General features: G+C 59.4%; 23 protein-coding genes. 14 read left to right on the top strand and 9 right to left on the bottom strand.

All coding sequences use genetic code 11. The features are described from left to right. Window position 1 precedes the first annotated feature (1 nt). Genes WFP06_RS01525 through WFP06_RS01535 form a run of 3 tightly spaced genes read right to left on the bottom strand, consistent with a single transcriptional unit; the run spans window position 2 to window position 3,866 of the window. Entirely contained in the window at window positions 2–1,537 is a 1,536-nt protein-coding gene (locus WFP06_RS01525; protein ID WP_336985498.1) for an ABC transporter permease/substrate-binding protein, read from the bottom strand. Then, on the bottom strand, window positions 1,534–2,301 hold the full coding sequence (locus WFP06_RS01530; RefSeq protein ID WP_336985499.1) for an ATP-binding cassette domain-containing protein: 768 nt from the start codon (window positions 2,299–2,301) through the stop codon (window positions 1,534–1,536). Before WFP06_RS01530 ends, WFP06_RS01525 begins: the two co-directional genes overlap by 4 nt. Window positions 2,302–2,354: 53 nt before the next feature. Continuing rightward, a complete protein-coding gene (locus WFP06_RS01535) occupies window positions 2,355–3,866 on the bottom strand; it encodes a sensor histidine kinase (RefSeq protein ID WP_336985500.1) in 1,512 nt (503 codons plus the stop codon). Between the two features lie 152 nt (window positions 3,867–4,018). Here WFP06_RS01535 and WFP06_RS01540 point away from each other — a divergent pair, with 152 nt between their 5' ends. The 7 genes from WFP06_RS01540 to WFP06_RS01570 all read left to right on the top strand — a co-directional run bounded on the left by WFP06_RS01540 (window position 4,019) and on the right by WFP06_RS01570 (window position 10,075). Next, entirely contained in the window at window positions 4,019–5,179 is a 1,161-nt protein-coding gene (locus tag WFP06_RS01540; protein WP_336985501.1) for an isovaleryl-CoA dehydrogenase, read from the top strand. Beyond that, window positions 5,176–6,777: a carboxyl transferase domain-containing protein gene (locus WFP06_RS01545; RefSeq protein ID WP_336985502.1), complete on the top strand. Its 1,602-nt coding sequence runs from the start codon at window positions 5,176–5,178 to the stop codon at window positions 6,775–6,777. The genes WFP06_RS01540 and WFP06_RS01545 overlap by 4 nt, the downstream gene beginning before the upstream one ends. 3 nt (window positions 6,778–6,780) lie before the next feature. Continuing rightward, window positions 6,781–7,293, top strand: coding sequence for a DUF2306 domain-containing protein (locus tag WFP06_RS01550; RefSeq protein WP_336985503.1), 513 nt, complete (start codon window positions 6,781–6,783; stop codon window positions 7,291–7,293). A gap of 72 nt (window positions 7,294–7,365) precedes the next feature. Beyond that, window positions 7,366–8,010: a lysophospholipid acyltransferase family protein gene (locus WFP06_RS01555; RefSeq protein ID WP_336985504.1), complete on the top strand. Its 645-nt coding sequence runs from the start codon at window positions 7,366–7,368 to the stop codon at window positions 8,008–8,010. Next, complete coding sequence (locus WFP06_RS01560) at window positions 7,997–8,803, top strand: DUF1295 domain-containing protein (RefSeq protein ID WP_336985505.1); 807 nt, start codon at window positions 7,997–7,999, stop codon at window positions 8,801–8,803. Before WFP06_RS01555 ends, WFP06_RS01560 begins: the two co-directional genes overlap by 14 nt. Window positions 8,804–8,862: 59 nt before the next feature. Then, window positions 8,863–9,303 (top strand): hypothetical protein, encoded by a 441-nt coding sequence (locus tag WFP06_RS01565; RefSeq protein ID WP_336985506.1) that lies wholly within the window; start codon window positions 8,863–8,865, stop codon window positions 9,301–9,303. Between the two features lie 115 nt (window positions 9,304–9,418). Next, window positions 9,419–10,075, top strand: coding sequence for a TetR/AcrR family transcriptional regulator (locus tag WFP06_RS01570; RefSeq protein WP_336985507.1), 657 nt, complete (start codon window positions 9,419–9,421; stop codon window positions 10,073–10,075). Window positions 10,076–10,085: 10 nt separating this feature from the next. Here the strand turns inward: WFP06_RS01570 and WFP06_RS01575 are convergent, their stop codons facing one another. Further along, complete coding sequence (locus WFP06_RS01575) at window positions 10,086–11,825, bottom strand: bifunctional metallophosphatase/5'-nucleotidase (RefSeq protein WP_336985508.1); 1,740 nt, start codon at window positions 11,823–11,825, stop codon at window positions 10,086–10,088. Window positions 11,826–11,938: 113 nt separating this feature from the next. Here WFP06_RS01575 and WFP06_RS01580 point away from each other — a divergent pair, with 113 nt between their 5' ends. After that, on the top strand, window positions 11,939–12,679 hold the full coding sequence (locus WFP06_RS01580) for an SDR family oxidoreductase (RefSeq protein ID WP_336985509.1): 741 nt from the start codon (window positions 11,939–11,941) through the stop codon (window positions 12,677–12,679). Between the two features lies 1 nt (window position 12,680). Then, window positions 12,681–13,280 carry a 2-hydroxychromene-2-carboxylate isomerase gene (locus tag WFP06_RS01585; protein ID WP_336985510.1) on the top strand — a complete coding sequence of 200 codons (600 nt, stop codon included), beginning with the start codon at window positions 12,681–12,683 and terminating at the stop codon, window positions 13,278–13,280. On the opposite strand, the gene WFP06_RS01590 is transcribed toward WFP06_RS01585, so the two are convergent. Both WFP06_RS01590 and gyrB read right to left on the bottom strand, forming a co-directional pair. Next, complete coding sequence (locus WFP06_RS01590) at window positions 13,281–13,670, bottom strand: hypothetical protein (protein ID WP_336985511.1); 390 nt, start codon at window positions 13,668–13,670, stop codon at window positions 13,281–13,283. Then, complete coding sequence (gene gyrB, locus WFP06_RS01595) at window positions 13,667–16,156, bottom strand: DNA topoisomerase (ATP-hydrolyzing) subunit B (protein WP_336987597.1); 2,490 nt, start codon at window positions 16,154–16,156, stop codon at window positions 13,667–13,669. Before gyrB ends, WFP06_RS01590 begins: the two co-directional genes overlap by 4 nt. Window positions 16,157–16,398: 242 nt before the next feature. Here gyrB and WFP06_RS01600 point away from each other — a divergent pair, with 242 nt between their 5' ends. The 4 genes from WFP06_RS01600 to WFP06_RS01615 all read left to right on the top strand — a co-directional run bounded on the left by WFP06_RS01600 (window position 16,399) and on the right by WFP06_RS01615 (window position 21,329). Beyond that, complete coding sequence (locus WFP06_RS01600) at window positions 16,399–17,958, top strand: class I adenylate-forming enzyme family protein (protein ID WP_336985512.1); 1,560 nt, start codon at window positions 16,399–16,401, stop codon at window positions 17,956–17,958. A 500-nt stretch (window positions 17,959–18,458) separates the two neighbouring features. Next, window positions 18,459–20,063: a glutamine-hydrolyzing GMP synthase gene (gene guaA, locus WFP06_RS01605; protein WP_336985513.1), complete on the top strand. Its 1,605-nt coding sequence runs from the start codon at window positions 18,459–18,461 to the stop codon at window positions 20,061–20,063. Window positions 20,064–20,161: 98 nt separating this feature from the next. Continuing rightward, window positions 20,162–20,605 carry a CHRD domain-containing protein gene (locus WFP06_RS01610; protein WP_336985514.1) on the top strand — a complete coding sequence of 148 codons (444 nt, stop codon included), beginning with the start codon at window positions 20,162–20,164 and terminating at the stop codon, window positions 20,603–20,605. 19 nt (window positions 20,606–20,624) lie between these two features. Next, a complete protein-coding gene (locus WFP06_RS01615; protein WP_336985515.1) occupies window positions 20,625–21,329 on the top strand; it encodes an endonuclease III domain-containing protein in 705 nt (234 codons plus the stop codon). Here the strand turns inward: WFP06_RS01615 and WFP06_RS01620 are convergent. After that, a complete protein-coding gene (locus WFP06_RS01620; protein ID WP_336985516.1) occupies window positions 21,319–22,296 on the bottom strand; it encodes an oxidoreductase in 978 nt (325 codons plus the stop codon). The genes WFP06_RS01615 and WFP06_RS01620 overlap by 11 nt on opposite strands. Before the next feature lie 182 nt (window positions 22,297–22,478). On the opposite strand from WFP06_RS01620, the gene WFP06_RS01625 reads away from it, so the two are divergent. Beyond that, a complete protein-coding gene (locus tag WFP06_RS01625) occupies window positions 22,479–23,453 on the top strand; it encodes an NAD(P)H-dependent flavin oxidoreductase (RefSeq protein ID WP_336985517.1) in 975 nt (324 codons plus the stop codon). A 3-nt stretch (window positions 23,454–23,456) separates the two neighbouring features. Here the strand turns inward: WFP06_RS01625 and WFP06_RS01630 are convergent, their stop codons facing one another. Both WFP06_RS01630 and WFP06_RS01635 read right to left on the bottom strand, forming a co-directional pair. Beyond that, entirely contained in the window at window positions 23,457–24,008 is a 552-nt protein-coding gene (locus tag WFP06_RS01630; RefSeq protein ID WP_336985518.1) for a DUF924 family protein, read from the bottom strand. 5 nt (window positions 24,009–24,013) lie between these two features. Next, entirely contained in the window at window positions 24,014–24,436 is a 423-nt protein-coding gene (locus WFP06_RS01635; RefSeq protein WP_336985519.1) for a hypothetical protein, read from the bottom strand. Between the last annotated feature and the right edge of the window lie 4 nt (window positions 24,437–24,440).

The raw sequence follows: 24,440 nt of genomic DNA on the forward strand, positions 1-24,440 counted from the left end.
GTCAATCAAGTCCCAGTTTCGCCGCGAGCTGCGCTGCGGCACGGGCCGGCGTTTGCTTGTCTTTGGTCCGATCGACTGCAAAATTCGCTTCGCGCATGGCCGCCACATCGATCGCGCCGATCAGCGGCTGCAATGCTGCCTTCAACTGATCGTTTTCGCTGTGCTGCGGTGCCAATATCAACAGCGCATCGTAGGCCGGCAAAGCGTCCCGCGGGTCTTCCAGGACCAACAGCCGGTCAGCGGCGATCCGTCCATCGGAAGTATAGGCTGAGATCACATCCGCCTCGCCGCCGGTCAGCGCGTCATACATGAATGTGCTGGTGAAATTGCGCTGGCGGGCAAATTTCAGGCCGTAGGCATCTCGCACCGATTTCCATTCGGGACGTTCGAAAAACTCGACATCGCCGCCCATCACCAGCGTGGGCGCAGCGCGGGCCAGATCATCCAATGTGCGAATGCCCAGCTCGTCCGCGCGGCTTTGCTTCATGGCAAACGCATAAGCATTTTCAAAGCCCAGTGCGCCCAGCATCAGCGCGCCGCTGGTTTCCGCTTCCCAGCGTTTGATTTCAGACAGCATCTGCGCGGCGGGCAGATTGTCGGACCGGTTCAACTGATTGGTCCACAGCGTACCCGAATAGTCGATCGAGATATCGATCGCTCCGGTGGTCACCGCCTCGTGCACGACTGCCGAACCTAGCCCGTCGCGGTAGCGCACGTTAAAACCTGCGGTCTCGAGCCGCTGCCCGACGAGCCGCGCCAGAATATACTGCTCGGAGAAATTTTTTGCGCCGATTGTTACCGTGTCGTCATCGTCTGCCGTCTGGGATGCGAATGCAATTATCAGGCCTGTGGCAGCCAGTGCGCTGCCGGCCCAGACCATCCACCGCTGCCGGTCGCGCAACCCTTTTTCGACCAGACCAAGCAGCCCGTCGGTGGCAATCGCCAGCCCCGCAGCGGCGATGCAGCCAGCCAGAACCAGCGCCCAGTTCTGCGTTTGCAAACCGGCGAAAATCGGATCGCCCAGACTGGGTTGGCCGATCGTGGTGGACAGGGTGGCCGCACCGATTGTCCAGACGGCAGCCGTCCGGATACCCGCCATCACGAAGGGCGCGGATAGCGGCGCCTCGACCAGTCGCAATTTCTGCCACTGCGTCATGCCCACCCCGTCGGCCGCCTCCAGCACGCCGGGGTCGAGATTGGCGCGCGCGGTTACCGCGTTTCGCAGGATCGGCAGCAAGGCATAAAGCGACAGTGCCAGCAACGCGGGTAAAAAGCCCAATGTGGGCAACCCTTCGCCAAAGACAGCGCGCAGACTGAGCAGGATCGGGAAAAACAATGCCAGCAGGGCAAGTGCAGGAACCGTTTGGACGAGACTGGCAAAGCCGAGCGAGAGCCGCGCCACCATGGGCGAACGGCCTGCCCAGATCGCCAACGGCAAAGCGACCGCCGTACCCAGCGCCAGCGCCGCCGCGCTCAGGATCACATGCGCCGCGAGCCGGTCGCCAAGGCCCAGAAGCGCGGTCCAGACTTCGATCATCGTGTCAGGCCTGCCAATTGTGCGGCCTGATTTCGCGGCACAGCGACCATTCCTTGAGCAATTTCGCCGCCAGCGCCGGATAACAATGCCTGCGGAGTTTCGTCGGCAATCAAACTTCCCTGATCCATCACCAGCACGCGGTCAGCCAGCAGCAAGGCTTCGGCCATGTCGTGCGTCACCATAATCGTGGTCAGCCCCAGCCGGGCGTGCAGGCGGCGAACCGAAGTGCCCAGTGCATCGCGCGTGACCGGATCAAGCGCGCCGAACGGTTCATCCATCAGCATCAGTTCCGGCTGCGCTGCCAAAGCGCGCGCCACGCCGATACGCTGGCGCTCCCCGCCTGACAGTTCGTGCGGGTAGCGGGGCTCGTAACCCTGATCCAGTTCGACCAGATCCAGCAGCGCGCTTAGCCGCCCGGTATTGTCCCGCTCTCCCGCGATCCGCCGGGTGATGGAAAGATTTTCGCCGATGGTCATATGGGGGAACAGGCCGACCCCCTGAAAAACATAGCCGATTGACCGGCGCAATTGCGCGGGCGAGGCCGCCGCTACATCGGCCATCCCGAGCAGCACGCGCCCGCTGGTCGGTTCAACCAGACGGTTCACGGTTTTGAGTAACGTGGATTTTCCCGAACCCGAAGCGCCGACCAGAGCGGTAAAGCTGCCTGCTGCAATATCGAGCGATACGCCATCGACAGCGGTTATATTACTATAGGTCTTGTGGACCGCGTCAAAACGCAGCAACGGATCGGCGGGGCGGGGCATTGGACAGCCTCTACGCGGTCACCCGCTTTTTGCAAAGCGTGGCGCGCGGCCGCTTAGCTGGTGAGCGCGCTGCGCATTACCGTAAGTTCCACTTCGAGGCCTTCGGGATGCCATCTGCGTTCGAGAGATCCCTGCAACTGGCCCTTCACGCTCATTTCCATCAGCCGCGAGCCGAACCCGCGGTGGTCTGTTTCAACGATTTGCGGTCCGCCGGTTTCACGCCAGGCCACGACAACATTCTCGCCCGATTCCGAAATGTCGATGGCGACGCTGCCTGCGGGGGCGGAAAGCGCACCATATTTGGCCGAGTTTGTGGCCAGTTCATGGAACACCAGCGCCAACGGCGTCGCCGCCCTGACAGCCAGCGGAATATCGGCACCGGTTACCTTTGCACGTGCCTGATTACCGGTGCCATAAGGCGCCATCAGTTCCTTGAGCAGTCCGGCCAGAAATTCGCCCTTCTTGCTGTCGATCGGGCGGACAAAATCATGTGCCCGGCCCAGCGCGGTAATCTTGCCGTTCAGTTCCTTGGAAAAGTCCGCGACTTCCGGTTTGCCTCGCGAAGACAAGGCTATCAGGCTTGATACGACCGCGAATATGTTCTTGATCCGGTGGGAAAGTTCGCGGGTCAGAATTTCGTTGGTTTCGGATTCGCGGTATGTTTCATCGATATCCGTCAGCGTCCCGAACCACCGCTGCCCGCCCTTGTCCGATCCGAACGGCTTCACACGGGACAGCATCCAGCGCCATTCCCCGTCACCGTTTTGCAAGCGGTATTCACCTTCGAAAGGCAGACCCTGATCGACTGCGGCGTACCAGTCGGAAAATGTCGGCTCATGATCGTCAGGATGGATAAACGGGCGCCAGTCTTCGCTTGATGCCGGCGGTTCGGCGCGCGTGAAATCAAACCAGCCCTTGTTGTAAAATCCAAACGTTCCGTCGGGCTGCATGGTAAAGGTGATCTGCGGGATCAGATCGACCATCTCGCGCAAATCCTGCGCGGTTTCCTCGCGCTTGTTCTCCGCCGCCAGTGCTTCGCGCCGGTGCCGCATTCGCCGCATGACGCTGGCGGCCAGAACCTTGAGTCCGCGGCGCTGCAACGGGGTCAGTCCGGCGGGACGCGGTTCGACATCGATAACGCACAGCGATCCGATCGGCGCACCTTCGCCCGATATCAGCGGGGCCCCGGCATAGAAGCGGATATGCGGATGCCCGGTTACGAGCGGATTGTTTTCAAACCGCGGGTCGAGCATGGCGTCGGGGACTTCCATCAGTTCCGCTTGCAGCATGGCGTGCGCACAAAACGACGTCGGTCGCGGTGTTTCGGTTTCCGTCACACCCTCGCGAGCGAGAAACCGTTGACGCTCTTTTTCCACAATCGAAACCAGAACAACCGGCGTATCGCACAGTTCTGCCGCGAATTTGGCGATCTCTGACAGCTCGGGATCGTCTTGCAACGCATCGAAACCATAAGTGGCCAGAATGCTGGCGCGCGCATCCTCACCGCAAAAACCGGGTTCGGGCGGGCGGCCGTCGGGCCAGGGCATGAGATCGGGCGTACGCATTTTTCGCTGATGAACGATAAGCCGTTGACCTGTAAAAGCAAATATAAAGAATCGCACGTCAAAAGCTTCATTGATTCCATACGATTTTTATTGTTTCAGCGCGCTTGCACAGCGCACCCGTCTTGCTATGCCGTTACGTAACAGGAGAGAGTATGCGCGCGACCCCCGATTTCGATTTCCAGCTTGGCGAAACAGCCGGGATGATCCGTGAAAGCGCGGCACGATTTGCCGACGAGCAAATTGCGCCGCTGGCCGACCGGGTTGACCGCGATGACTGGTTCCCGCGCGGACTGTGGACCCAGATGGGCGACCTCGGCCTCCACGGGATTACCGTGCCGGAAGAAGACGGCGGTCTGGGGCTCGGCTATCTGGAACACGTGATTGCGGTGGAAGAAGTCAGCCGGGCAAGCGCCTCGGTCGGGCTGTCCTACGGCGCGCATTCCAACCTCTGCATCAACCAGATCAAGGCGTGGGGCAATGCCGCACAGAAGGCAAAATATTTGCCGGGCCTGATAAGCGGCGAACATGTCGGGTCGCTTGCCATGAGCGAAGCGGGCGCCGGGTCGGATGTGGTTTCCATGAAGCTGCGCGCAGAAGCGGTGCAGGGCGGATACATCCTGAACGGCACGAAGTTCTGGATCACCAACGCGACCTATGCCGATACGCTCGTGGTCTATGCCAAGACCGGTGAGGGGTCGCGCGGCATCACCGCCTTCCTGATCGAGAAAGACATGGAGGGTTTTTCGATCGGTCAGAAGATCGACAAGATGGGGATGCGCGGTTCGCCTACGGCGGAACTGGTGTTCGACGATTGCGAAGTGCCCGAAGAAAACGTGATGGGGCCCGTCAACGGCGGCGTGGGCGTGTTGATGAGCGGGCTCGATTACGAGCGCGTCGTGTTGTCGGGCATCCAGCTGGGGATCATGCAGGCCTGTCTGGACACAGTAATCCCCTATCTGCGCGAGCGGCAGCAATTCGGCAAACCCATCGGCAGCTTCCAGCTGATGCAGGCGAAGGTGGCGGATATGTATGTCGCGCTGCAATCGGCGCGGGCCTATACTTACGCTGTGGCGAAGGCGTGCGATGCGGGCCAGACGACGCGCTTCGACGCCGCCGGCGTGATCCTGCTGGCGAGCGAGAACGCTTTCCGCGTGGCGGCCGAAAGTGTCCAGGCGCTGGGCGGCGCGGGCTATACGAAAGACTGGCCGGTCGAGCGATATTTGCGCGATGCGAAACTGCTGGATATCGGTGCAGGCACCAACGAGATCCGCCGGATGTTGATCGGGCGCGAACTGATCGGGGCAGCGGGATGACCGCTCCGACACTCACTTCCAGGCTTGTCGCCGATTCGCCTGAAGCCAAAGCCAACGCCGCGCATAATCGCGCGCTCAACGAAGAGCTTCGCGCCAAGGTTGCGCAAACGGCGCTGGGTGGCAGCGAAAAATCGCGTGAGCGGCACGTGTCGCGCGGCAAGCTGTTGCCGCGTGAGCGGGTGGAGCGGTTGCTCGATCCAGGGTCGCCCTTTCTTGAAATCGGCCAGCTTGCCGCGAATGGCATGTATGATGACGATATCGCAGCCGCCGGTATGATTGCCGGGATCGGGCGTGTGTCGGGCCGGCAGGTGATGATCGTTGCCAATGATGCCACAGTGAAGGGCGGCACGTATTATCCGCTGACGGTAAAGAAGCATCTCCGCGCGCAGGAAATCGCGTTGGAGAACCATCTACCCTGCATCTATCTGGTCGATAGCGGCGGCGCGAACCTGCCACATCAGGCCGAAGTGTTTCCCGATCGCGATCACTTCGGACGTATCTTCTTCAATCAGGCGAACATGTCGGCGGCGCAAATTCCGCAAATCGCTTGCGTGATGGGCAGCTGCACCGCGGGCGGGGCCTATGTGCCTGCCATGTCCGACGAGACTGTGATCGTCCGCAATCAAGGCACCATTTTTCTTGCCGGACCGCCGCTGGTGAAAGCTGCGACGGGCGAGGAAATCAGCGCCGAGGATCTGGGCGGCGGAGATATGCATGGCCGCAAGTCGGGCGTGGTCGATCATGTGGCCGAAAATGACGAACATGCGCTCACCATTGTGCGCGATATCGTCAGCCATCTGGGCAAGGTGCATGAACCCGATGTCGAGCTGAAAGAGCCGCGCTCGCCCAAATTCGATGCGGACGAACTGTATTCGATCATCCCCGACGATGTCCGCGCGCCTTATGATGTGCACGAGGTAATTGCGCGGCTGGTGGATGGCAGCGAATTTCATGAATTCAAGGCGCTCTATGGTGCCACACTTGTCTGCGGTTTTGCGCATATCTGGGGGACGCCGGTTGCAATCCTCGCCAATAATGGCGTGCTGTTTTCAGAAAGCGCAGTAAAGGGCGCGCATTTTATCGAACTTGCATGTCAGCGCGGAATTCCGCTGTTGTTCCTGCAGAATATTTCCGGCTTCATGGTCGGGGGGAAATATGAACAGGAAGGGATTGCCAAACACGGCGCCAAGCTGGTGACAGCGGTTGCCACGGCGCAGGTGCCCAAGATCACAGTCGTGATCGGTGGCAGTTTCGGCGCGGGCAATTACGGCATGGCGGGCCGGGCATACTCCCCGCGCTTCCTGTTCACCTGGCCCAACGCGCGCATCAGCGTGATGGGCGGCGAACAGGCGGCGAGCGTATTGGCCACCGTTCACCGCGATGCCGACAGCTGGAGCGAGGAAGACGCGGAAGCTTTCAAGGCACCCATCCGGCAAAAATACGAAGACGAAGGCAACCCCTATTATGCCACTGCCCGGCTGTGGGATGACGGCGTGATAGACCCCGCGCAAACGCGCGACGTATTGGGATTGGCGTTCGCCGCGGCGCTGAATGCGCCAATCCCCGAACAACCCCGCTTCGGCGTTTTCAGGATGTAGTACATGACCGCTGTCACAACCCGGAAGTCGCTTGCCCCGACAAAGCTCGACTACACGCTTGGTGTGCTTGCGCTCGCCATTCTGTCGGCAGCGGTTGTTGCGCTGTATCGCGGAATGGAAGAGTGGCACGAACTGGAACCGCGCCTGTGGTTTCATATCATCACGGTCATGATTGCCACCACGCTTACTCCGATTATGCTGTGGCGCAGACGGGGTGACAAAAGCCACCGCGTGCTCGGCTATATCTGGGTGTTCTGCATGGTTTCGACGGCGCTGGTTTCGTTCACCCTGCGCTACATAAACGAAGGTAATTTCAGCCCGATCCATTTACTGTCCGTCCTGACCCTGATTGTGTCATGGAAACTGGTGGCCAAGGCGCGGGCGCACAAACCGGTCGAACATCGCCGCGAAGTGCGCGGAATTGTGACAGGGGCGCTGCTGGTCGCAGGGTTTTTCACCTTCCCGTTCAACCGGCTGATGGGGATGTGGCTGCAGGGAATGCCAGTTTTCAACTGATTGCGGCCATTGGTATAAGCTACGGCATCGCATTCCTCCTGCATGATGCTAAACAGTTTGCGGAGAGAGTGCATGACGAGCAATAATAAAGATCTCGCGATCCGCGAGCCGACACTACTCTCGCGCTTTGTGCGGCGGATCATCTGGGGCATTTACCGGCTCAGGGGATGGAAGCTGGACGGGCATCTGCCCGACATCCCGAAATATGTCATTGCCGGTGCACCGCATTCGTCGAACTGGGATTTCGTGTTTTTTATCGGGGCCACTGCCGAAGAAGGCATCCAGCCAAACTTCATGGGAAAGCACACGCTGTTCAAAGGCATCATGCGCAATTTCATGTTCGATATGGGCGGTATTTCGATTGATCGCCGCAAGCGCGCCAACGCTGTCGAACAGGTGGCCGAAGAATTCGCCCGCCGCGACAAACTGGCACTGGTCATCGCTGCAGAAGGTACGCGCAGCAGCAACGGCGAATGGCGGTCAGGCTTTTATCACATTGCCGAAGCTGCAGGAGTGCCGGTGGTTCCGGCCTGGGTTTGCAACAAGCGCCGGATACTGGGCTTCGGGCCGCCGGTCTGGCCAACCGGCGATTATCCAGCCGACCTTGCCAGGATCGCCGCATTCATGCGCTCGAAATTGCCGGATTACGAGCGGTACAAAGTCATGGAAGCCCAGGCCGAGCGCCTGAAACTGGAACAGGAGAATGACGATGATTGAACTGTTGCTGGTCAACGCCGCCATTCTGGCCGCCGTAATGGTAGCTTTCTGGCTGATCTCGCTGAAGATAGACGACGTATCCTTCATCGATTCGGTGTGGGGCGCAGGAATGGCGCTGATGGCTTTCGTCAGCTGGTTGCACTCCGGCTCTCCCGGCGCGCTCGCCGATATGATCATGGTCATGGCAGTGGTTTGGGGGCTGCGCCTCGCCGCGCATCTGTTTGTCCGGTGGCGCAAGGACGGCGAAGACCCGCGATATAAAAGGATGCTGAAGAAAGACCGCGAGGCAGGGCATTTCGCGCGCGCTTCGCTGATCAAGATTTTCGGTATGCAGGCAGTCTTGCTGTTCATCACTTGCCTGCCCGCCCAGCTGGGTATTCTGGCCAGCGCGGAGCCTGCACCCGTCACCGCGCTTGCATGGGCGGGGCTGGCGCTTTGGTTGGCCGGCATGTTTTTCGAAGTGGTTGGCGACTGGCAGCTCAAGCGGTTCAAGGCTGACCCTGCCAATGAAGGCAAAATCCTCGACACCGGCCTGTGGCGTTATACCCGCCACCCCAATTATTTCGGCGATGCCTGCGTGTGGTGGGGGATTTGGCTGGCCGCCGCATCAGCGGGTTGGGATATTGCGCTATACAGTGTGATCGGCCCGATATTCCTGACTTTTACGCTGACGAAGTGGTCGGGCGCAGCCTTGCTGGAAAGCGGAATGAAAAAGAAGCGCGGCGATAAATACGCGGATTACATTGGGCGCACATCGGCATTCATCCCATGGCCGCCCAAAAAATCAGTCTGAAGGATTTTTCCGGACCCATCACAGGTCTGGTTCGTTGCAATTTCAATGGAGGAAACAGAATGAAGAAATTTACCCCGATCGCGCTTACTGCGCCGCTTGCACTTGCGCTGGCATCTTGCGGAAGCGACAAGGCCGAAGATACCCCTGCCGAAGCCGCAACGCCAACAGCTGTCGCGCCCGCTACGGCTGAACTGGCCCCGGTTGGCGCGGATGCCCGCACCACTGTCGCCTATGACGGTACATATTCAAAAACCATGGCTGACGGCACTCTGCGCAGCATAACATTGAATTCAGCCGACGATACGTACAGCATGATCGATGGCAGCGGCCAACCCGTTACCGGAACATACAACTGGTATAGCGACAACAGCCGTATCCTGATCAAGAACGGCAATGAAACGATGGTGTTCGCCGTTGCCGACGGTGCTATTTACGAAATGGCTGATGCGGACGCTGCAGTAACAACCGCGAATGCCGAAAACGCCTATACGCGCAACTGACCGCACGATCGGATTGGCATGGGGCTCCGCTGGCGAATCGCTGGCGGGGCCCTTTTTCTTGCCGCTAGCTTGATTGCGCGCGGTTTTCATACCAATTGCAGAGACAATTGGTTATGTGGCAGGTGCATTCGAGGGAAGCGGACTGATGGGTAACGGCGAGATGGATAGCGAGAGGCGCGAGCTGATAACGCTGGCCATGCAATTGACCCAGCGGCGCGGTGAAGAAGCCTCTGTCGCGCATCTTGCCGCGCAGCCGGGCGTAACCAGGGCAATGGTCGCGCGTCATTTTGCCGATGACAGCGAATTGTTCGATGCGGTGGTGGAAGCATGGTACGCGCCCGACATCGCCATCATGGAAGAAACGGTGGCGTCCGACCTGCCTGTAGAGCGAAAATTATACGAATTCTTTGCACGCCGGTTCGTTCGCGAAAGGGCAAGGTATCGCGAGGATCCGGCTTTGTTTGCCCTCTATTGCGAACTTGGTTCAGCGCGATTCGAGCAGGTTCGCGGCTATATCGATCTGGCCGATCATTATCTGAGCGAACTTATCGCGCAGGCTCAGGCCGAAGGCTATTTCAGCGGACTGACCATCAGCCGCGCTTTGACGCTGATCAACCAGATGGTGATTTGCTACACTTCGCCCCAATTGCTGTTGATGCTTGAAGAACGTCTGACCGAAAGCAAGCTGGCCGCCATTATCGACACGCTGTTTGCGGGCCTGGAAGGCGGCGATAGCAAGGCGGCGGGCGTTACCGGACTGCGGCTGGCCTGAACCGCACAGGTTAATCCCGCGGTGTTTGATCCGTCAGTCTGCCCGTCGCGGGCAATTGCCGCATTTCGGCAGCAGCAAACCACATTTCAAGCGAGTCCAGATCAAGCGGTCCTACCACCGCGTCCGTGCCTTCATCAAACATGGTGAAGCTGTCCCCGCCAGAGGCAAGAAAACCGTTCATCGTCACGCGGTATTTCTTTTCAGGATCGAGCGGTGCACCGTTCAGAGTGACCGAACCGATACGCTGGCCCCCGGGCCTGGTCCGGTCATACGCAAAGCCAAACCCTTCGGAAACGGAGAATGTCTGGACCACCCCCTTATCATCGAATTGCTGTTCAAGCAGCGCGATGACCTGCGCCCCGCTGAATGTCTTGGTGACCAGCGTGTTTGAAAACGGTTGCACACTGTAGATTGCGCCAAATGTGATTGTTCCGTCTTCTGCCGGAACCAGATCGGCGCGGATGCCCGTATTGTTCATCAACGCAATTTGCGCACCGGCACTGCGGGTGGCTGCCAATTGTGCATCGGCAATCAGATTTCCCAGCGCGGTTTCGCCCACCGCCGGCGGGTCGAGGGCGATCCCCGACAGCTTGCCGACAGCGCGTGTCGCAAAGCTGCTGGCGGCCTCGGCATATCGCGCGACATAGGCTGCAATCTCCGCATTTGCAGCAAAGCTTTGAAGCTCCGCCAGCGGTTCGGCAGCGCCCACCTGACTGGTAATCCCGTCGTTCTGGACAATCACATTTTCGGCGCTTCGCGCGGTGACGTTGCCGCTGGCGGGATCGATTGTCAGCGCGATGTCAGTCAGCATGGTACCTGCCCATGACGCGCTCGTGACGAGAAAATTGCGCGTGGGATCGATTGCGGAATAATCGCAGATATATGCGCGGTGGGTGTGACCCGAAATAACCAGATCTACCCTTGGATCGAGCTTCGCGAGAATGTCCAGCAAACGCCCGGACACGCCGGCGCAGCTTGCATCGTTATAGCCTGCTTCGGTGTACAGTCCCTGATGGATCGATACCACGATGGCATCTGCGCCCTGCGCTTCCAGCTGCGGGATCAACGCATTGATCGTTGCGGATTCTTCGGCAAAGGTCAGCCCCTCGATACCGCCCGGGGTGACCAGAGTGGGCGTGTCTTCCAGCGTCAGGCCGATTACGCCGACCGAAACTTGCGATGCGCCGGTGCCGAATTGCTTGATACCAAAAGCCGGGAATATGGTGCTGCCGTCAGGATTCGTCACATTGGCTGCGAGAAACCGGAAGTCTGCACCCCGATATGCTTCTACCCTGCATGGCTCGCGCGGCGTATGGACTTCGCAGCCACCGTTCTGGATACGCTGCAATTCGGCAGATCCGCGATCAAATTCATGGTTGCCGACCGCGTTGAAATCGATCCCGATGCGGTTCATCACGCCGATCGTCGGTTCGTCCAGAAACAGCGATGATACCAGCGGGCTGCCGCTGATCATGTCGCCCGCACTGATTACCATATAATTTTCGTTCTTCGCCTTGATCGATGCGATTGCACTGGCGAGATAGGCCGCCCCGCCTGCCGGTGCGCGCACTTCGCCGTCACCTTCGCCGCGGACTGTGACCGCGCGGACGGGCGGCTCCAGATTGCCGTGAAAATCGTTGATCCCGATGATGCGCACGGTGACCGGCGCAGTGATTTGGGTAGCGGTTGGAACGGTGGCACAGGCCCCGAGCGCGAGAACGGCCGGCACGGCAATGAGTTTGCGGATCATATTGCGACATTAACCGCCGAAAGCGACGCGGCAAAGACTCTATCTGCGGCGAATTGCCTAAGCCGGCCGGCCCGCCTATCGCCAGACAAACAGAACCTGGCCGGGAGACCATTATGAACAGTGAAGGCAAGCGCGTATGCCTGATCATGGGGGCCGGGGCGGGACTGGGCAGCAGCCTGGCCCGCGCATTTGCGGCTGAGGGTCTGGCGGTCTGTATCACCCGGCGCGAACGCAATCTGCCCGAACTTGAAGCGCTCGCCGCAGAGATCGGCTCGGATGGCGGCGAAGCGCACGCTTTTGGCGTTGATGCCCGCGACGAGGACGCTGTCATGGCGCTGGTCGGCCGGATCGAGCGTGATATCGGCCCGCTGGAACTGGTGATCTTCAACATCGGCGCAAATGTCCGCTTCCCGGTCCGTGACACGACTGCCCGCGTCTATCGCAAGGTTTGGGAAATGGCTGCATTCGCCGGATTTCTGACCGGGCGCGAGGCAGCGCGCGTCATGGTGCCGCGCGGGCAGGGCACGATAATCTTTACCGGCGCGACGGCATCGGTGCGCGGCAGTGCCGGGTTCGGCGCATTTGCCGGGGCCAAACATGCCTTGCGCGCGCTGGCGCAAAGCATGGCGCGTGAACTGGGGCCCCAAGGAGTGCACGTGGCGCACACGATCATCGACGGGTTGATGGACGGAAAATTTGCCCGGGAAAATTTCCCCGACGCGGCGCAGCGTGCCGCCAGCGACAAAATACTGTCGCCTGATGCGGTTGCACAGGCTTATGTGAACCTGTGGAAACAGCCCCGCTCTGCCTGGACGCACGAGCTGGATATGCGCCCCTGGACGGAGAATTTCTGAAATGGCCAAAATCGCCGAATTGCTATTCGATTTCGTCAGCCCCAACGCCTATCTGGTATGGCAGCCGTTAAAGGATATCGCGGTCAGAACCGGTGCAACGCTAAAAGTTACGCCGGTATTTCTGGGCGGGATGCACAAGCTGACCGGTAACGCGCCGCCATTTATCCGCGACGGCGAAGTAAAGGGCAAGAATGCCTATGCCATGCTGGAGATGAACCGTTTCATCAATGCGCATGGAATGGACCGGTTCACAATGAACCCGAACTTTCCGTTCAATTCCATCCTGCTTCAACGCCTACTGGTGGCAGCACAGGATAGCGGACAGGAAATCGCCTTTATCGACTGTCTGCTCCCGCATATCTGGGAGCAGGGCGCCAATGTAGCGGATGCCGCGGTCGTTGCGGCGCTGCTTGCGGACAGCATTTTCGATGCCGATGCCCTTTTGGCCAAAACGCAGGATCCGGCGATCAAACAACGGCTGGTCGATAACACTGCCGACAGCGTCCAACGCGGGGCGTTTGGTATTCCGACATTCTTTATCGGCGAGGACATGTTTTTCGGCAAGGAACGGCTTGGCCAGATCGAAGCTGCGCTGGCCTGATCAGCTGGCCGCATAGAACAGAGCGCCCGCCAAAACCAGTGCCGGGATGGCGAGCACCCGGTACATCCACAGCGGGATGCGCTTGGCCCACGCCGCGGCATAAGCGTGATGCCAGCGGCGCGGCAGGATCAGTATCAACGCCGACGAGACGACCATAAACCATCCGGCGATTTCGAAAGCTGCAGGAAACTTCGACAGGTCAGCGCGGATCACCAGCGCCGCCCCGGCAGTTGCGCGCAGCACATGTTCTACCGCATGGACCGGCCACGTGCTGCCCATCGCGCCTAGCGCCGCACGCGCCCTTTCAGGGGCGGCCAGGCACAGGCCGGCGACGAAAACGAGCCAGCCTGCTCCCAGAATTACAATTCCGAGAGCGATTGGCTGGATCACACGTCGAGATTGGCGACGTTAAGTGCGTTATCCTGGATAAACTCGCGGCGCGGTTCGACAACGTCACCCATCAACCGGGTGAAAATTTCGTCGGTCACGTCAGCATCTTCGACCTTTACCTGCAGCAAGGCGCGATTATCTGCATCCAGCGTGGTTTCCCAAAGCTGGTCCGCATTCATTTCGCCCAGCCCCTTGTAACGCTGGATTTTCAGACCCTTTCGGCCGGCGGCCAGGATGGCTGCCAGCAGCTGTGTCGGGCGGGTAATCACTTCCTCGCCCTTGATGGTGGTTGCTTCGCCCTCGCTCTCTTCGCCCCCGCCCTCTTCACCATCGTCGTCGTCGGCAGGTGCGGCCGATCCGCGGACCAAACGGGCGGGTTCGCCGTAAATCGGGGCCTGTTCACCGGCTACGCGGTGCAGTTTGCGGGCCTCTGCGCTGATAAGGAAGCTGGCTTCAAGCTCATGCACATCGGTCACACCGCGCCACACGCGTTCGAACCGCGCCGTGCCGTTTTCGAGGATCGAGGCCGACCATCTGGCTTCCTCGTCACCGCGCTGCAGGCGGCCCGCGGCGCGTTGCAACGCTTCCTCGCGGCCCTTGTCATCCAGCCCGGGTTCGAGCGATCCGGCCAGTGCCATCGCTTCGATCATTGCGGGGTCATATTTGCGCGGAACAAAGCCCATCAGGCTCCGCAAACGCATCGCGTGTTCGACCATCTCGCGCAGCTCGCCTTCGCCGTGGACGCCGGTGGCGCTTTCGAGAATGCGGCCCTGCAAACCGCCATCCACCAGATAACGGTCAAGCGCGGCATCATCTTTCAGATACACTTCACTGCGCCCCTTGCTCACTTTGTAGAGCGGCGGCTGCGCGATAAACAGATGTCCGGCCTTGATGATGTCTGGCATCTGGCGGTGGAAAAATGTCAGCAACAAAGTACGGATATGCGCGCCGTCAACATCAGCATCGGTCATGATGATGATTTTGTGATAGCGCAGCTTTTCCAGATTGAATTCGTCACGGATGCCGGTGCCCATCGCCTGTATCAGCGTTCCGACTTCCTTGGACGAGATAATCCGGTCGAACCGCGCGCGCTCGACATTGAGAATCTTACCCTTGAGCGGCAGGATTGCCTGGGTTTTACGGTCGCGCCCCTGCTTGGCGGAACCGCCGGCGGAATCGCCCTCGACCAGAAACAGTTCAGATTTTGCCGGATCGCGTTCCTGGCAATCGGCAAGTTTACCCGGCAGGCTGGCAATGCTCATCGCGCCTTTGCGGCTCATTTCGCGGGCGCGCTTCGCAGCTTCGCGGGCGGCAGCAGCATCGATCACCTTCTGGATGATGATCTTGGCGTTGGCGGGGTTTTCCTCCAGCCATTCGGACATCTTGTCGCCCATCAGGCTTTCGAGCGGCTGGCGCACTTCGGAGGATACCAGCTTGTCCTTGGTTTGCGATCCGAATTTGGGATCGGGCAGCTTGACCGAAACGATTGCCGTCAGCCCTTCGCGCATGTCTTCGCCCGACAGGCTGACCTTTTCCTTTTTCAGCGCGCCCGAAGAAGCTGCATAATTATTGAGCGTGCGTGTCAAAGCGGCGCGGAATGCGGCAAGATGCGTACCGCCATCGCGCTGCGGGATATTGTTGGTGAAGCACAGCACGTTTTCGTAATAGCTGTCGTTCCATTCCAGCGCGACTTCGATGCCGATGCTGTCGCGTTCCGCCGAAATCGCAATCGGATCGGGGATCAACGGTTCCTTGTTACGGTCGAGATATTTCACGAAGGCACCGATGCCGCCTTCGTAGAACAGGTCGTGTTCCTGCATTTCCTCGCCGCGCTTGTCGCGCAGCAGGATATGGACACCGGAATTGAGGAAGGCGAGCTCGCGGTAGCGGTGCTCCAGCTTGTCGAAATCATAAGTCGTGACGTTCTTGAACGTATCTTCGCTGGCGAGGAAGGTCACGCGGGTACCCTTGCGTTTGCCGCCGTCTTCAGCCGGAGGGGCGGGGCCTTTCTCGACCAGCGAAGCAACCGTTTCGCCATGCTCGAACCGCATCCAGTATTCCTTGCCGTCGCGCCAGATGGTCAGTTCCAGCCATTCGGACAGGGCGTTCACAACCGACACACCCACCCCGTGCAGACCGCCCGAAACCTTGTAGGCGTTTTCGTCATTGGTGTTGTCGAATTTGCCGCCGGCGTGAAGCTGGGTCATGATAACCTCGGCAGCGGAAACGCCCTCTTCCTTGTGCATATCCACCGGAATCCCGCGACCATTGTCTTCGACGGACACCGACCCATCGGGATTCAGCTCGATCAGGACGAGATCGCAGTGGCCGGCCAAGGCTTCGTCGATGGCATTGTCGGACACTTCGAACACCATGTGATGCAGGCCCGAACCGTCATCCGTATCGCCGATATACATACCCGGACGTTTGCGCACCGCGTCCAGCCCTTTGAGAACCTTGATGGAATCAGCGCCATAGGCGCCCATCTGGACGACTTTTTCAGGCGGCAGGTCGGTGGGGATTTTGGCCGTATTTTCGGCAGGTTTTTCGGCAGGATTCTCGGGTGTTTCTGTCATGCTCATTATATAGGCTCTCGGGCCCGCAATCCCAAGCAATTCGGCCATTTCGTTAAAGTTTTTCCACCGTTCCAGACACAGTTTGCAGGGGCTGTCTGCCAGCGGTGTTTTTCGGGCTCGACACATGCGCCGCGGCGCTTACGATAAGCCTGATGCAAAACAGCGAAACGGACAACTTTCTGAGCGCCGGATTCGGCTCCTATCCGGCGATGATCCGGCATTGGGGCAAGGTCCGGCCGGGCGCGATCGCCATGCGTGACATGACGCGGGAACTGACCTGGGGCGAATTGGCCGGTCAGGTCGACCGAATTGCCGCACGGTTGCAGGAAACCGGGCTGCAGCGCGGGCAATCGGTTGCGATACTGGGCCTGTCGGACATCGATTATGCGCTGGTTTTTCTTGCGGCGATCCATGCCGGCGGGGTGGCCGCTCCGCTGACCACCAGCGCGAGCGCAGCCCAACTGGCCGCAATGGCAGCCGACAGCGGGGCGAGGCATCTGTTTATCGACCGGGCAAAGCTGGATGAGCTTGGCAGCGGCTTCATGCCGGAAATGCAGCATATCATACTGGACGAGGAATTAGCCGGTTGGGCGGCGGAGACTGCGGCTTTGGCGGAACTGTTCGAGCCTGCGCCGGGCGATCCATTCAATATAATTTATTCGAGCGGTACGACAGGAACGCCCAAAGGGATTGTTCACAATCATGCGATGCGCTGGTTCCAGTTTGCCCCCACGGCCAGGGCTGCCTACAGCCCGCAGGCTCAGGCGCTTGCGGCGACACCGCTTTATTCGAACACCACGATGGTCGCGTTTCTGCCCGCAATTCTGGCGGGCGCCTGCGTTAATATCATGGGCAGATTTTCTGCGCTCGGCTGGCTGGAAACCGCGCAGCGTTTTGGCGTCACACATGCCATGCTGGTGCCGGTGCAATACAAACGGCTGATGGAAGAACCCCGGTTTGGCGAATACGATCTTTCGTCGCTGGCGCTGAAATATTGCACATCGGCCCCGTTTTCGGCTGAACTCAAGGCCGAGGTTCTGCGCCGGATGCCGGGCGGCCTGATCGAGATTTACGGGATGACCGAAGGCGGGGTGACTTGCCTGCTTTACGCCCATGAACATCCTGACAAACTGCACACGGTGGGCCGGCCCGCTCCCGGTGGTCACGCAGTCAAAGTGCTGGATGACAACGATAATCAGCTTCCCGCCGGACAGGCGGGACAGATGGTCGGGATCAGCCCCGCGATGATGGCGGGTTACAAGAACCGCCCGGATGCAACGCGTGAAGCGACATGGACCGATCCGGCGGATGGTTCGGTGTGGATGCGGATGGGCGATATCGGCAGGATTGATGCGGACGGTTTTGTCGAGCTGGTCGGGCGCGCGAAGGATGTGATAATTTCGGGCGGGTTCAACATTTACCCGATCGATCTTGAACAAGCGCTGGAAAAGGATGCCAGAGTGGCGGAGGCCGCAGTGGTCGGAATGCCCAGCGAAAAGTGGGGCGAAACGCCGGTCGGATTTGTCAGGCTGGAGGCGGGAGCGGGCCGGGATCAGGTCGCTTCGGTACTTGCCGAAACCAATGCGGCACTGGGCAAGACGCAGCGGCTGGCCGCATTACATGCGCTGGACGAAATGCCGCGCAGTCATATCGGGAAATTACTGAAGACCGACTTGCGCGCACTTGCCGCCGAGATTGGCGGGATCGCCTGAAACTGCACCAATGCGACGCGGAAATCAGGCTGGGAAGAAATAGGCGGCCGCCCTCGTCTGTCTTGGGGACTGAGGGGGAGGGGAGGACGGCCGCCCGTCTTTTCCCGCTTGGCACTCAGGTAAGCGTAGCGGAAAACATCAAGCCGCTTATCGATGTCGCGACGAGAATAGGCATAAATCTGATCATAAAGAGACGCATGAGGTTTCTCCTTCTTATGGCGCCGGAGCCGACATGCACCGCCCGATTGGCCGCGATGTCAGCTTTCGATCCTTGAAATAATGTTTCGCGGCGCTTTCGCAATTGCGAAGAAAGCGGCCTGAGTTGCATAAAATTCAACTAAACGATGTTGCGTGCTTTCCCATCGCCAGCAGCGTCTGATACTGGATCGGCGCAGATTGGCCTGCCGATGACCAGAGCAAGCGGCATAAGAAAGCTGCCCGACAGAGCGGCCGGAGAGAGCGGCTGGACAGTTTGGCCGGGCCCACCTAATTCCGCCCGCATGACCGCTGCTGAAAAATCGCCCGAATCCAATCTCCCCGATTCTATTCTGATTGTCGACTTTGGCAGCCAGGTCACCCAGCTGATTGCACGGCGCGTGCGCGAGGCTGGCGTATATTCCGAAATCGCCCCTTTCAGCATGGCGGAGGAAGCTTTTCACCGGATGAAGCCCAAAGGGATCATTCTTTCGGGATCCCCCGCCGGAGTGCCCGAAGAAGGGAGCCCGCGCGCACCGCAAATGTTGTTCGAGGCGGGCGTGCCGATCCTGGGCATTTGCTACGGCCAGCAAGTGATGACACATCAGTTGGGCGGTGAAGTGCGGCCCGGCCACGAGACCGGAGCTGCCGGAAATCGGGGCGGCGAATTTGGCCGCGCTTTCCTGACGGTAACTGAAGAGTGCGCGCTATTCGACGGGCTGTGGAATGTCGGTGAGCGCCATCAGGTCTGGATGAGCCACGGCGACAAAGTGACCCGCTTTGCCGAGGGGTTTGACATCGTGGCCACCAGCGACGGCGCGCCATTTGCCGTGATCGCCGATGAAGACCGCAAATTCTACGGCACGCAATTCCACCCGGAAGTCGTGCACACGCCGGACGGCGCAAAACTGATCGCCAATTTCGTGCGCCATGTGTGCGGGCTCAAGGGCGACTGGACGATGGCCGAATTTCGCAAGACCAAGATCGACGAAATTCGCGCGCAGGTCGGGACAGGCAAAGTCATTTGCGGCCTCAGCGGCGGTGTCGATAGCGCAGTTGCCGCCGTGCTGATCCACGAAGCGATCGGTGAACAGCTGACCTGCGTATTCGTCGATCACGGGCTGATGCGGATGAACGAGGCCGAACAGGTCGTCACCCTGTTTCGCGACCATTACAATATTCCGCTGATCCACAAGGATGTAAGCGGGATATTTCTTGGCGGGCTCAAAGGCGAAACCGATCCCGAAAAGAAGCGCAAGTTCATCGGCAAGACATTTATCGATGTGTTCGAAGCCGAAGCCAAGGCCATCGGCGGCGCAGATTTCCTCGCGCAGGGCACGCTTTATCCCGATGTAATCGAAAGTGTCAGCTTTACCGGCGGTCCCAGCGTGACGATCAAAAGCCACCATAATGTCGGCGGTCTGCCCGAACGGATGAATATGCAGCTGGTCGAACCGCTGCGCGAATTGTTCAAGGACGAGGTCCGCGATCTTGGCCGCGAGTTGGGGCTGCCCGATGTGTTTGTCGGCCGGCATCCATTTCCCGGTCCCGGCCTTGCCATCCGCATTCCCGGCGAAGTAACCGAGGAACGCTGTGATATCCTGCGCAAAGCCGACGCGATTTATCTCGAGGAAATTCGCAATGCCGGATTGTATGACGCGATCTGGCAGGCATTTGCCGTGTTGCTACCGGTAAAAACGGTTGGCGTGATGGGCGACAGCCGCACTTACGATAACGTCTGCGCGCTGCGCGCCGTGACCAGCACTGACGGTATGACAGCCGATATCTACCCTTTCGACGCCAGTTTCCTGAGCGCAGTTTCCACCCGCATCATCAACGAAGTGCAGGGGATCAACCGCGTGGTCTATGACTACACCAGCAAACCGCCGGGCACGATCGAGTGGGAGTAAGACGGCGGGCACTGCGTCGAGCGGGAGCGCGGTGAGGGCCCGGTTGACGGAACATTCGCTGTAAACGCACGTTGAAAAGTGAACAAAGGAGTTCCGACATGATCCGACACATCGCCCTGGCCGCCGCCGCAACTGTTACCCTGACCGGCTGCGAGACGTTGGAAGAAGCATATACCGAACGGACTTCTTCGACCTACCGGGCTGAACTGTCAGGGGCCAACGAAGTCCATGCGGGTGATCCCGATGGCTCCGGATCGGCAGAAATTAGCGTGGCGGATGAATTGACCCGTGTCTGCTGGGATCTGAACAAATTGCAAAACCTTGGCCCGATCACCGGAGCGCACGTCCACCGCGGTGCTGCCGGGACGGACGGACCTGTCGTTCTGGTGTTGCAACAGGCTACCGAAGGCGGATGGCGCGGATGCAGCAGCGACACGTCATGGGTGCAAAAGGCGTTTGACGAAGGATTGTCCAATTATTACGTCAACGTTCACACCGTAGAATATCCCAAAGGCGCGATACGCGGACAATTGCAGCGATAATTGAAAGCTCACGGGTCGCTTGCAACTCTCACTGGGCTCTGATCCGCGAACCGCAACGCTGCGTATGATGCAGCAGGCGCTGATTGGGCGTTTTGGCCGGATCGGACGCCAACATACCAAACGTACCGATCCGGTCTGGACGCTTGTTCAGGGCGTGATCGGTGCGCGCACCAAAACGGAAATTTCCAACGCGGCGACCGATCAATTGCACATGACATTCGGGTCGTGGGAAGCGGTCGCTTCCGCCCCGCTCGATGCGTTAACCGATGTGCTTGCCAAACAAACTTTTTCCGAACAATCTGCCCGGCGGCTCAAGGATTGTCTTGCGGCAATCATTGCCGAACGCGGCGAGGCCGACCTGCGCCATTTGTCGAACCAATCGACGCCCGACGCGATGATGTGGCTGGAAAACTTGCCCGGCGTGGGACGCAAGATTGCCGCCGGAGTGATGAATACCAGCATCTTTGCCCGCAAGGCACTGGTGATCGACAGTCATCACCGGCGGATCATGCAGCGTATGGGGCTGGTCCCGGCCAAGGCCGACACCGCGCGCGCCTATGATGCGTTGATGCCGGCCATTCCCGACGAATGGTCCGCTGCCGAACTCGATGAACATCATTTGCTTGTGAAGCGGCTGGGGCAGGAAATCTGCCGCCCCTCAGCACCGCAATGCGCACGCTGTCCGGTTTCAGAAATGTGCGAGTTTGCTGCAGCTAGGCGCTGAACCCGACACCGGTCAGCTGCTCGGATTTTGTCCAGAGCCGCTGTGCCAGATCCTCGTCGCGGATGTGCGGTGATACGCCTGAGCCGCGGGGCGTATTCTCGTCGGCCATCGCGCCAATGTTGCAATCCTCGCAATAGACGCCGCCCATATCTTCCAGCATTGGCGAGGTTGCGCACCAAACGCTGGTGGCGGCGCCTTGCTCGACCGTTTTGAAGGATTCGTGCGCATTACCGTCTTCGTCATACCAGCCCATCGCGACCTGTTCTTCCATCGTCAGATGGCGCTGCAGCGGAGTGGTTATTCCGCCGGGATGGACCGCAAAGGCGCGCACGCCCCTGGCCTCGCCAATCTTGTCCAATTGCAGCGCAAACAGCGCGTTGGCTGATTTGGCCTGACCGTAAGCAGGCCATTTTGCATATTCGCGCCGCTTCCAGTTCAGATCGTCGAGATCCAGGCCGTTCAGGCGGTGTCCCACCGATGATACCGCAACAACGCGTGCGGAGTCGCCACTTTTACCGGCCTCTGTCAGCAGCGGCCACAGCCGTGCGGTAAGCTGGAAATGACCCAGGTGGTTAGTCGCAAACTGGCTTTCATAACCGCGCTCGTCGCGGGTCAGGGGGTTGGCCATGATCGCGGCATTGTTCACCAGAATGTCGATCCGGTCGAGCAGCTTCATTGCTTCACCCGCGAAGGCATCGATCGATTCAGGATCGGACAGATCGAGCGGCAGGATCGTGATGTTGCCCGGCATATCCGCGAGAACCTGCGCTGCGGTATCGGGCCTGCGCGCCCCGACGACCACATGCGCGCCCTTGTTCGCCAGTGCCCTGACGGTTTCGGTTCCCAGTCCCGAATAGCCTCCGGTTACGACCACGGTTTTGCCGGTGAGATCGATACCTTCGGCAACCTCAAGCGCGGTGGAGCGATTACCAAATGGTGAATTAATCGGCGTTTGCGGCGATACCATGAATAATCCTTTGCAAAGGCACAACCGCGGGATGACGCTGCGGAATCAGGCATATCCTGCGTCAGATCACACGTTTCGACAAGGGTTTTGGGTGCCGCGCAAACAGGTCTGACCCTTGCACGGCGCGCATTTCTGGGTGATCCAGCCAACCGACAAACACACGACATCAACCGGAGAGCCTCATGAAAACTGCCATCACCGAAATGTTCGGCATCCAGCACCCCATCATCCAGGGCGGAATGCACTGGGTGGGATTTGCCGAAATGGCTGCGGCGGTTTCCAACGCTGGCGGACTTGGCACTATCACCGGCCTGACCCAGAAAACACCTGCCGATCTGGCCAACGAAATCGCCCGCTGCAAGGATATGACCGACAAACCCTTTGCAGTGAACATCACAATTCTGCCCACGCTAACCCCGCCCGATTATCCCGGTATCATAAGGGCGGTAATCGACGGCGGCGTGAAAGTGGTGGAAACAGCGGGACGCAATCCTGCCGAATTGTTGCCACCGCTGAAAGATGCCGGGATCAAGGTAATCCATAAATGCACCAGCGTGCGCCATTCGCTCAAGGCGCAGGAAATCGGCTGCGATGCCGTTTCGGTCGATGGCTTCGAATGCGGCGGCCATCCGGGCGAAGACGATGTGCCCAATTTCATCCTGCTGCCGCGTGCGGCCGACGAACTGGAAATTCCGTTCGTATCAAGCGGCGGCATGGCGGACGGGCGCAGCCTTGTGGCGTCGCTCGCGATGGGGGCGCAGGGCATGAACATGGGCACGCGGTTCATCGCCACGCAGGAAGCACCCGTTCACCAGAATGTGAAAGATGCCATTGTCGCGGCCAGCGAGCTTGATACGCGGCTGGTGATGCGCTCGCTGCGGAACACCGAACGTGTGCTCAACAACGATGCGGTCCAGCGCCTGTTGCAAAAGGAAAAGGAACTTGGCGACGCGCTGACGATCCAGGACATTTTGCCCGAGGTTGCAGGCGTCTATCCCTCGATCATGCAGGAAGGCGATATGGACAAGGGCGCGTGGAGCTGCGGGATGGTTGCCGGGCTGATCAGCGATATCCCGACCTGTCAGGAATTGATCGACGGGATCATGGCTGATGCCGAAGCAATCCTTGGCCGGATGAACGCGATGCAGGCCGGCTGACGCCTACCAGCTGAACCCTTCATCGATTGCGGCTTGTTCTTCCGGCGTCGTGTCGCGGTCCAGAACCTTGTTGCGGTGGGGAAACCGGCCAAATCGTGCGATCATGGCGTGATGGCTGTTCGCGTATTCCGAATTGCCTGGCAGATGGTCGGAAAAATACGCCAGGCTTGCCTCCTGATCAGCCAGGTCTTCGCTATGCATCAGCGGCATGGCGATGAACTGGCGTTGCTGATCGGGTAATTCGGCATCCCATCCCTGATCGATGACATGCCGGGCAATGTCGCGCGCCAACCCGTCATAGGCGAAGGCTGCGGCTTTTCCGCGATAGATATTTCGGGGAACCTGATCGAATAACAGGATTGCCGCCTGCGCGAGCTTCAGGTCGCGCGTGAAATTACTGGCGGGCTGCGCGCCCAACGCCATCAGCTTGCGTTCGAACCGCACGCGCAACAGATGGTCCATGCGGCTGTTGGGCTTGAACCAGTCGGCCGGTTCCATCTCTTCGAACCAGATATGCAACAGTTCGGCCGCCCAGGGGCGCTGTGCGGCTGCCATATTGTCTAATCCATCTTCTTGTAGGGAACGAAGTCGTTGAGCGTGACAAAGCCGCGAAGAAAGCCGGACCCACGATCGATCATCTTTATGGGCTGGTTGTGGCATAACTGGTTGGTCCCGCGATATTCGATCAGCAGAACATCATCGTCATCCAGCGTTTCGGGATAATCGGGCACATTCACGAATATCGTATTGCCACGCTTCATATAGAGCGCGGTCCTGTCGATGACCGTGAATTGTTGATTGCTTGCCGGGCTGATGCAGCGGACAGGTTCGCCGGCAATGTATCCTTCGGTAAGCTCTGCCAGTTTAAGCTGTCCGCGTTCGGCAGCGGCGGCGCGGGCGGCTTCGTTGCTGGTTGTGCAACCGCCGGCCAATGCCGTAAATGCAGCAACGGCCAAAACTACTGAAGCACGGGAACGGCGCATCGGG

The organism is Altererythrobacter aquiaggeris (assembly GCF_037154015.1).
GTDB lineage: Bacteria > Pseudomonadota > Alphaproteobacteria > Sphingomonadales > Sphingomonadaceae > Aestuarierythrobacter > Aestuarierythrobacter aquiaggeris.

What these genes read in the sequence shown, in the direction of transcription:
- WFP06_RS01525 (WP_336985498.1), bottom strand. Translation starts at nt 1,537, where the DNA reads ATGATCGAAGTCTGGACCGCGCTTCTGGGCCTTGGCGACCGGCTCGCG.
- WFP06_RS01530 (WP_336985499.1), bottom strand. Translation starts at nt 2,301, where the DNA reads ATGCCCCGCCCCGCCGATCCGTTGCTGCGTTTTGACGCGGTCCACAAG.
- WFP06_RS01535 (WP_336985500.1), bottom strand. Translation starts at nt 3,866, where the DNA reads ATGCGTACGCCCGATCTCATGCCCTGGCCCGACGGCCGCCCGCCCGAA.
- WFP06_RS01540 (WP_336985501.1), top strand. Translation starts at nt 4,019, where the DNA reads ATGCGCGCGACCCCCGATTTCGATTTCCAGCTTGGCGAAACAGCCGGG.
- WFP06_RS01545 (WP_336985502.1), top strand. Translation starts at nt 5,176, where the DNA reads ATGACCGCTCCGACACTCACTTCCAGGCTTGTCGCCGATTCGCCTGAA.
- WFP06_RS01550 (WP_336985503.1), top strand. Translation starts at nt 6,781, where the DNA reads ATGACCGCTGTCACAACCCGGAAGTCGCTTGCCCCGACAAAGCTCGAC.
- WFP06_RS01555 (WP_336985504.1), top strand. Translation starts at nt 7,366, where the DNA reads ATGACGAGCAATAATAAAGATCTCGCGATCCGCGAGCCGACACTACTC.
- WFP06_RS01560 (WP_336985505.1), top strand. Translation starts at nt 7,997, where the DNA reads ATGACGATGATTGAACTGTTGCTGGTCAACGCCGCCATTCTGGCCGCC.
- WFP06_RS01565 (WP_336985506.1), top strand. Translation starts at nt 8,863, where the DNA reads ATGAAGAAATTTACCCCGATCGCGCTTACTGCGCCGCTTGCACTTGCG.
- WFP06_RS01575 (WP_336985508.1), bottom strand. Translation starts at nt 11,825, where the DNA reads ATGATCCGCAAACTCATTGCCGTGCCGGCCGTTCTCGCGCTCGGGGCC.
- WFP06_RS01580 (WP_336985509.1), top strand. Translation starts at nt 11,939, where the DNA reads ATGAACAGTGAAGGCAAGCGCGTATGCCTGATCATGGGGGCCGGGGCG.
- WFP06_RS01585 (WP_336985510.1), top strand. Translation starts at nt 12,681, where the DNA reads ATGGCCAAAATCGCCGAATTGCTATTCGATTTCGTCAGCCCCAACGCC.
- gyrB (WP_336987597.1), bottom strand. Translation starts at nt 16,156, where the DNA reads ATGGGCGCCTATGGCGCTGATTCCATCAAGGTTCTCAAAGGGCTGGAC.
- WFP06_RS01600 (WP_336985512.1), top strand. Translation starts at nt 16,399, where the DNA reads ATGCAAAACAGCGAAACGGACAACTTTCTGAGCGCCGGATTCGGCTCC.
- guaA (WP_336985513.1), top strand. Translation starts at nt 18,459, where the DNA reads ATGACCGCTGCTGAAAAATCGCCCGAATCCAATCTCCCCGATTCTATT.
- WFP06_RS01610 (WP_336985514.1), top strand. Translation starts at nt 20,162, where the DNA reads ATGATCCGACACATCGCCCTGGCCGCCGCCGCAACTGTTACCCTGACC.
- WFP06_RS01620 (WP_336985516.1), bottom strand. Translation starts at nt 22,296, where the DNA reads ATGGTATCGCCGCAAACGCCGATTAATTCACCATTTGGTAATCGCTCC.
- WFP06_RS01625 (WP_336985517.1), top strand. Translation starts at nt 22,479, where the DNA reads ATGAAAACTGCCATCACCGAAATGTTCGGCATCCAGCACCCCATCATC.
- WFP06_RS01630 (WP_336985518.1), bottom strand. Translation starts at nt 24,008, where the DNA reads ATGGCAGCCGCACAGCGCCCCTGGGCGGCCGAACTGTTGCATATCTGG.
- WFP06_RS01635 (WP_336985519.1), bottom strand. Translation starts at nt 24,436, where the DNA reads ATGCGCCGTTCCCGTGCTTCAGTAGTTTTGGCCGTTGCTGCATTTACG.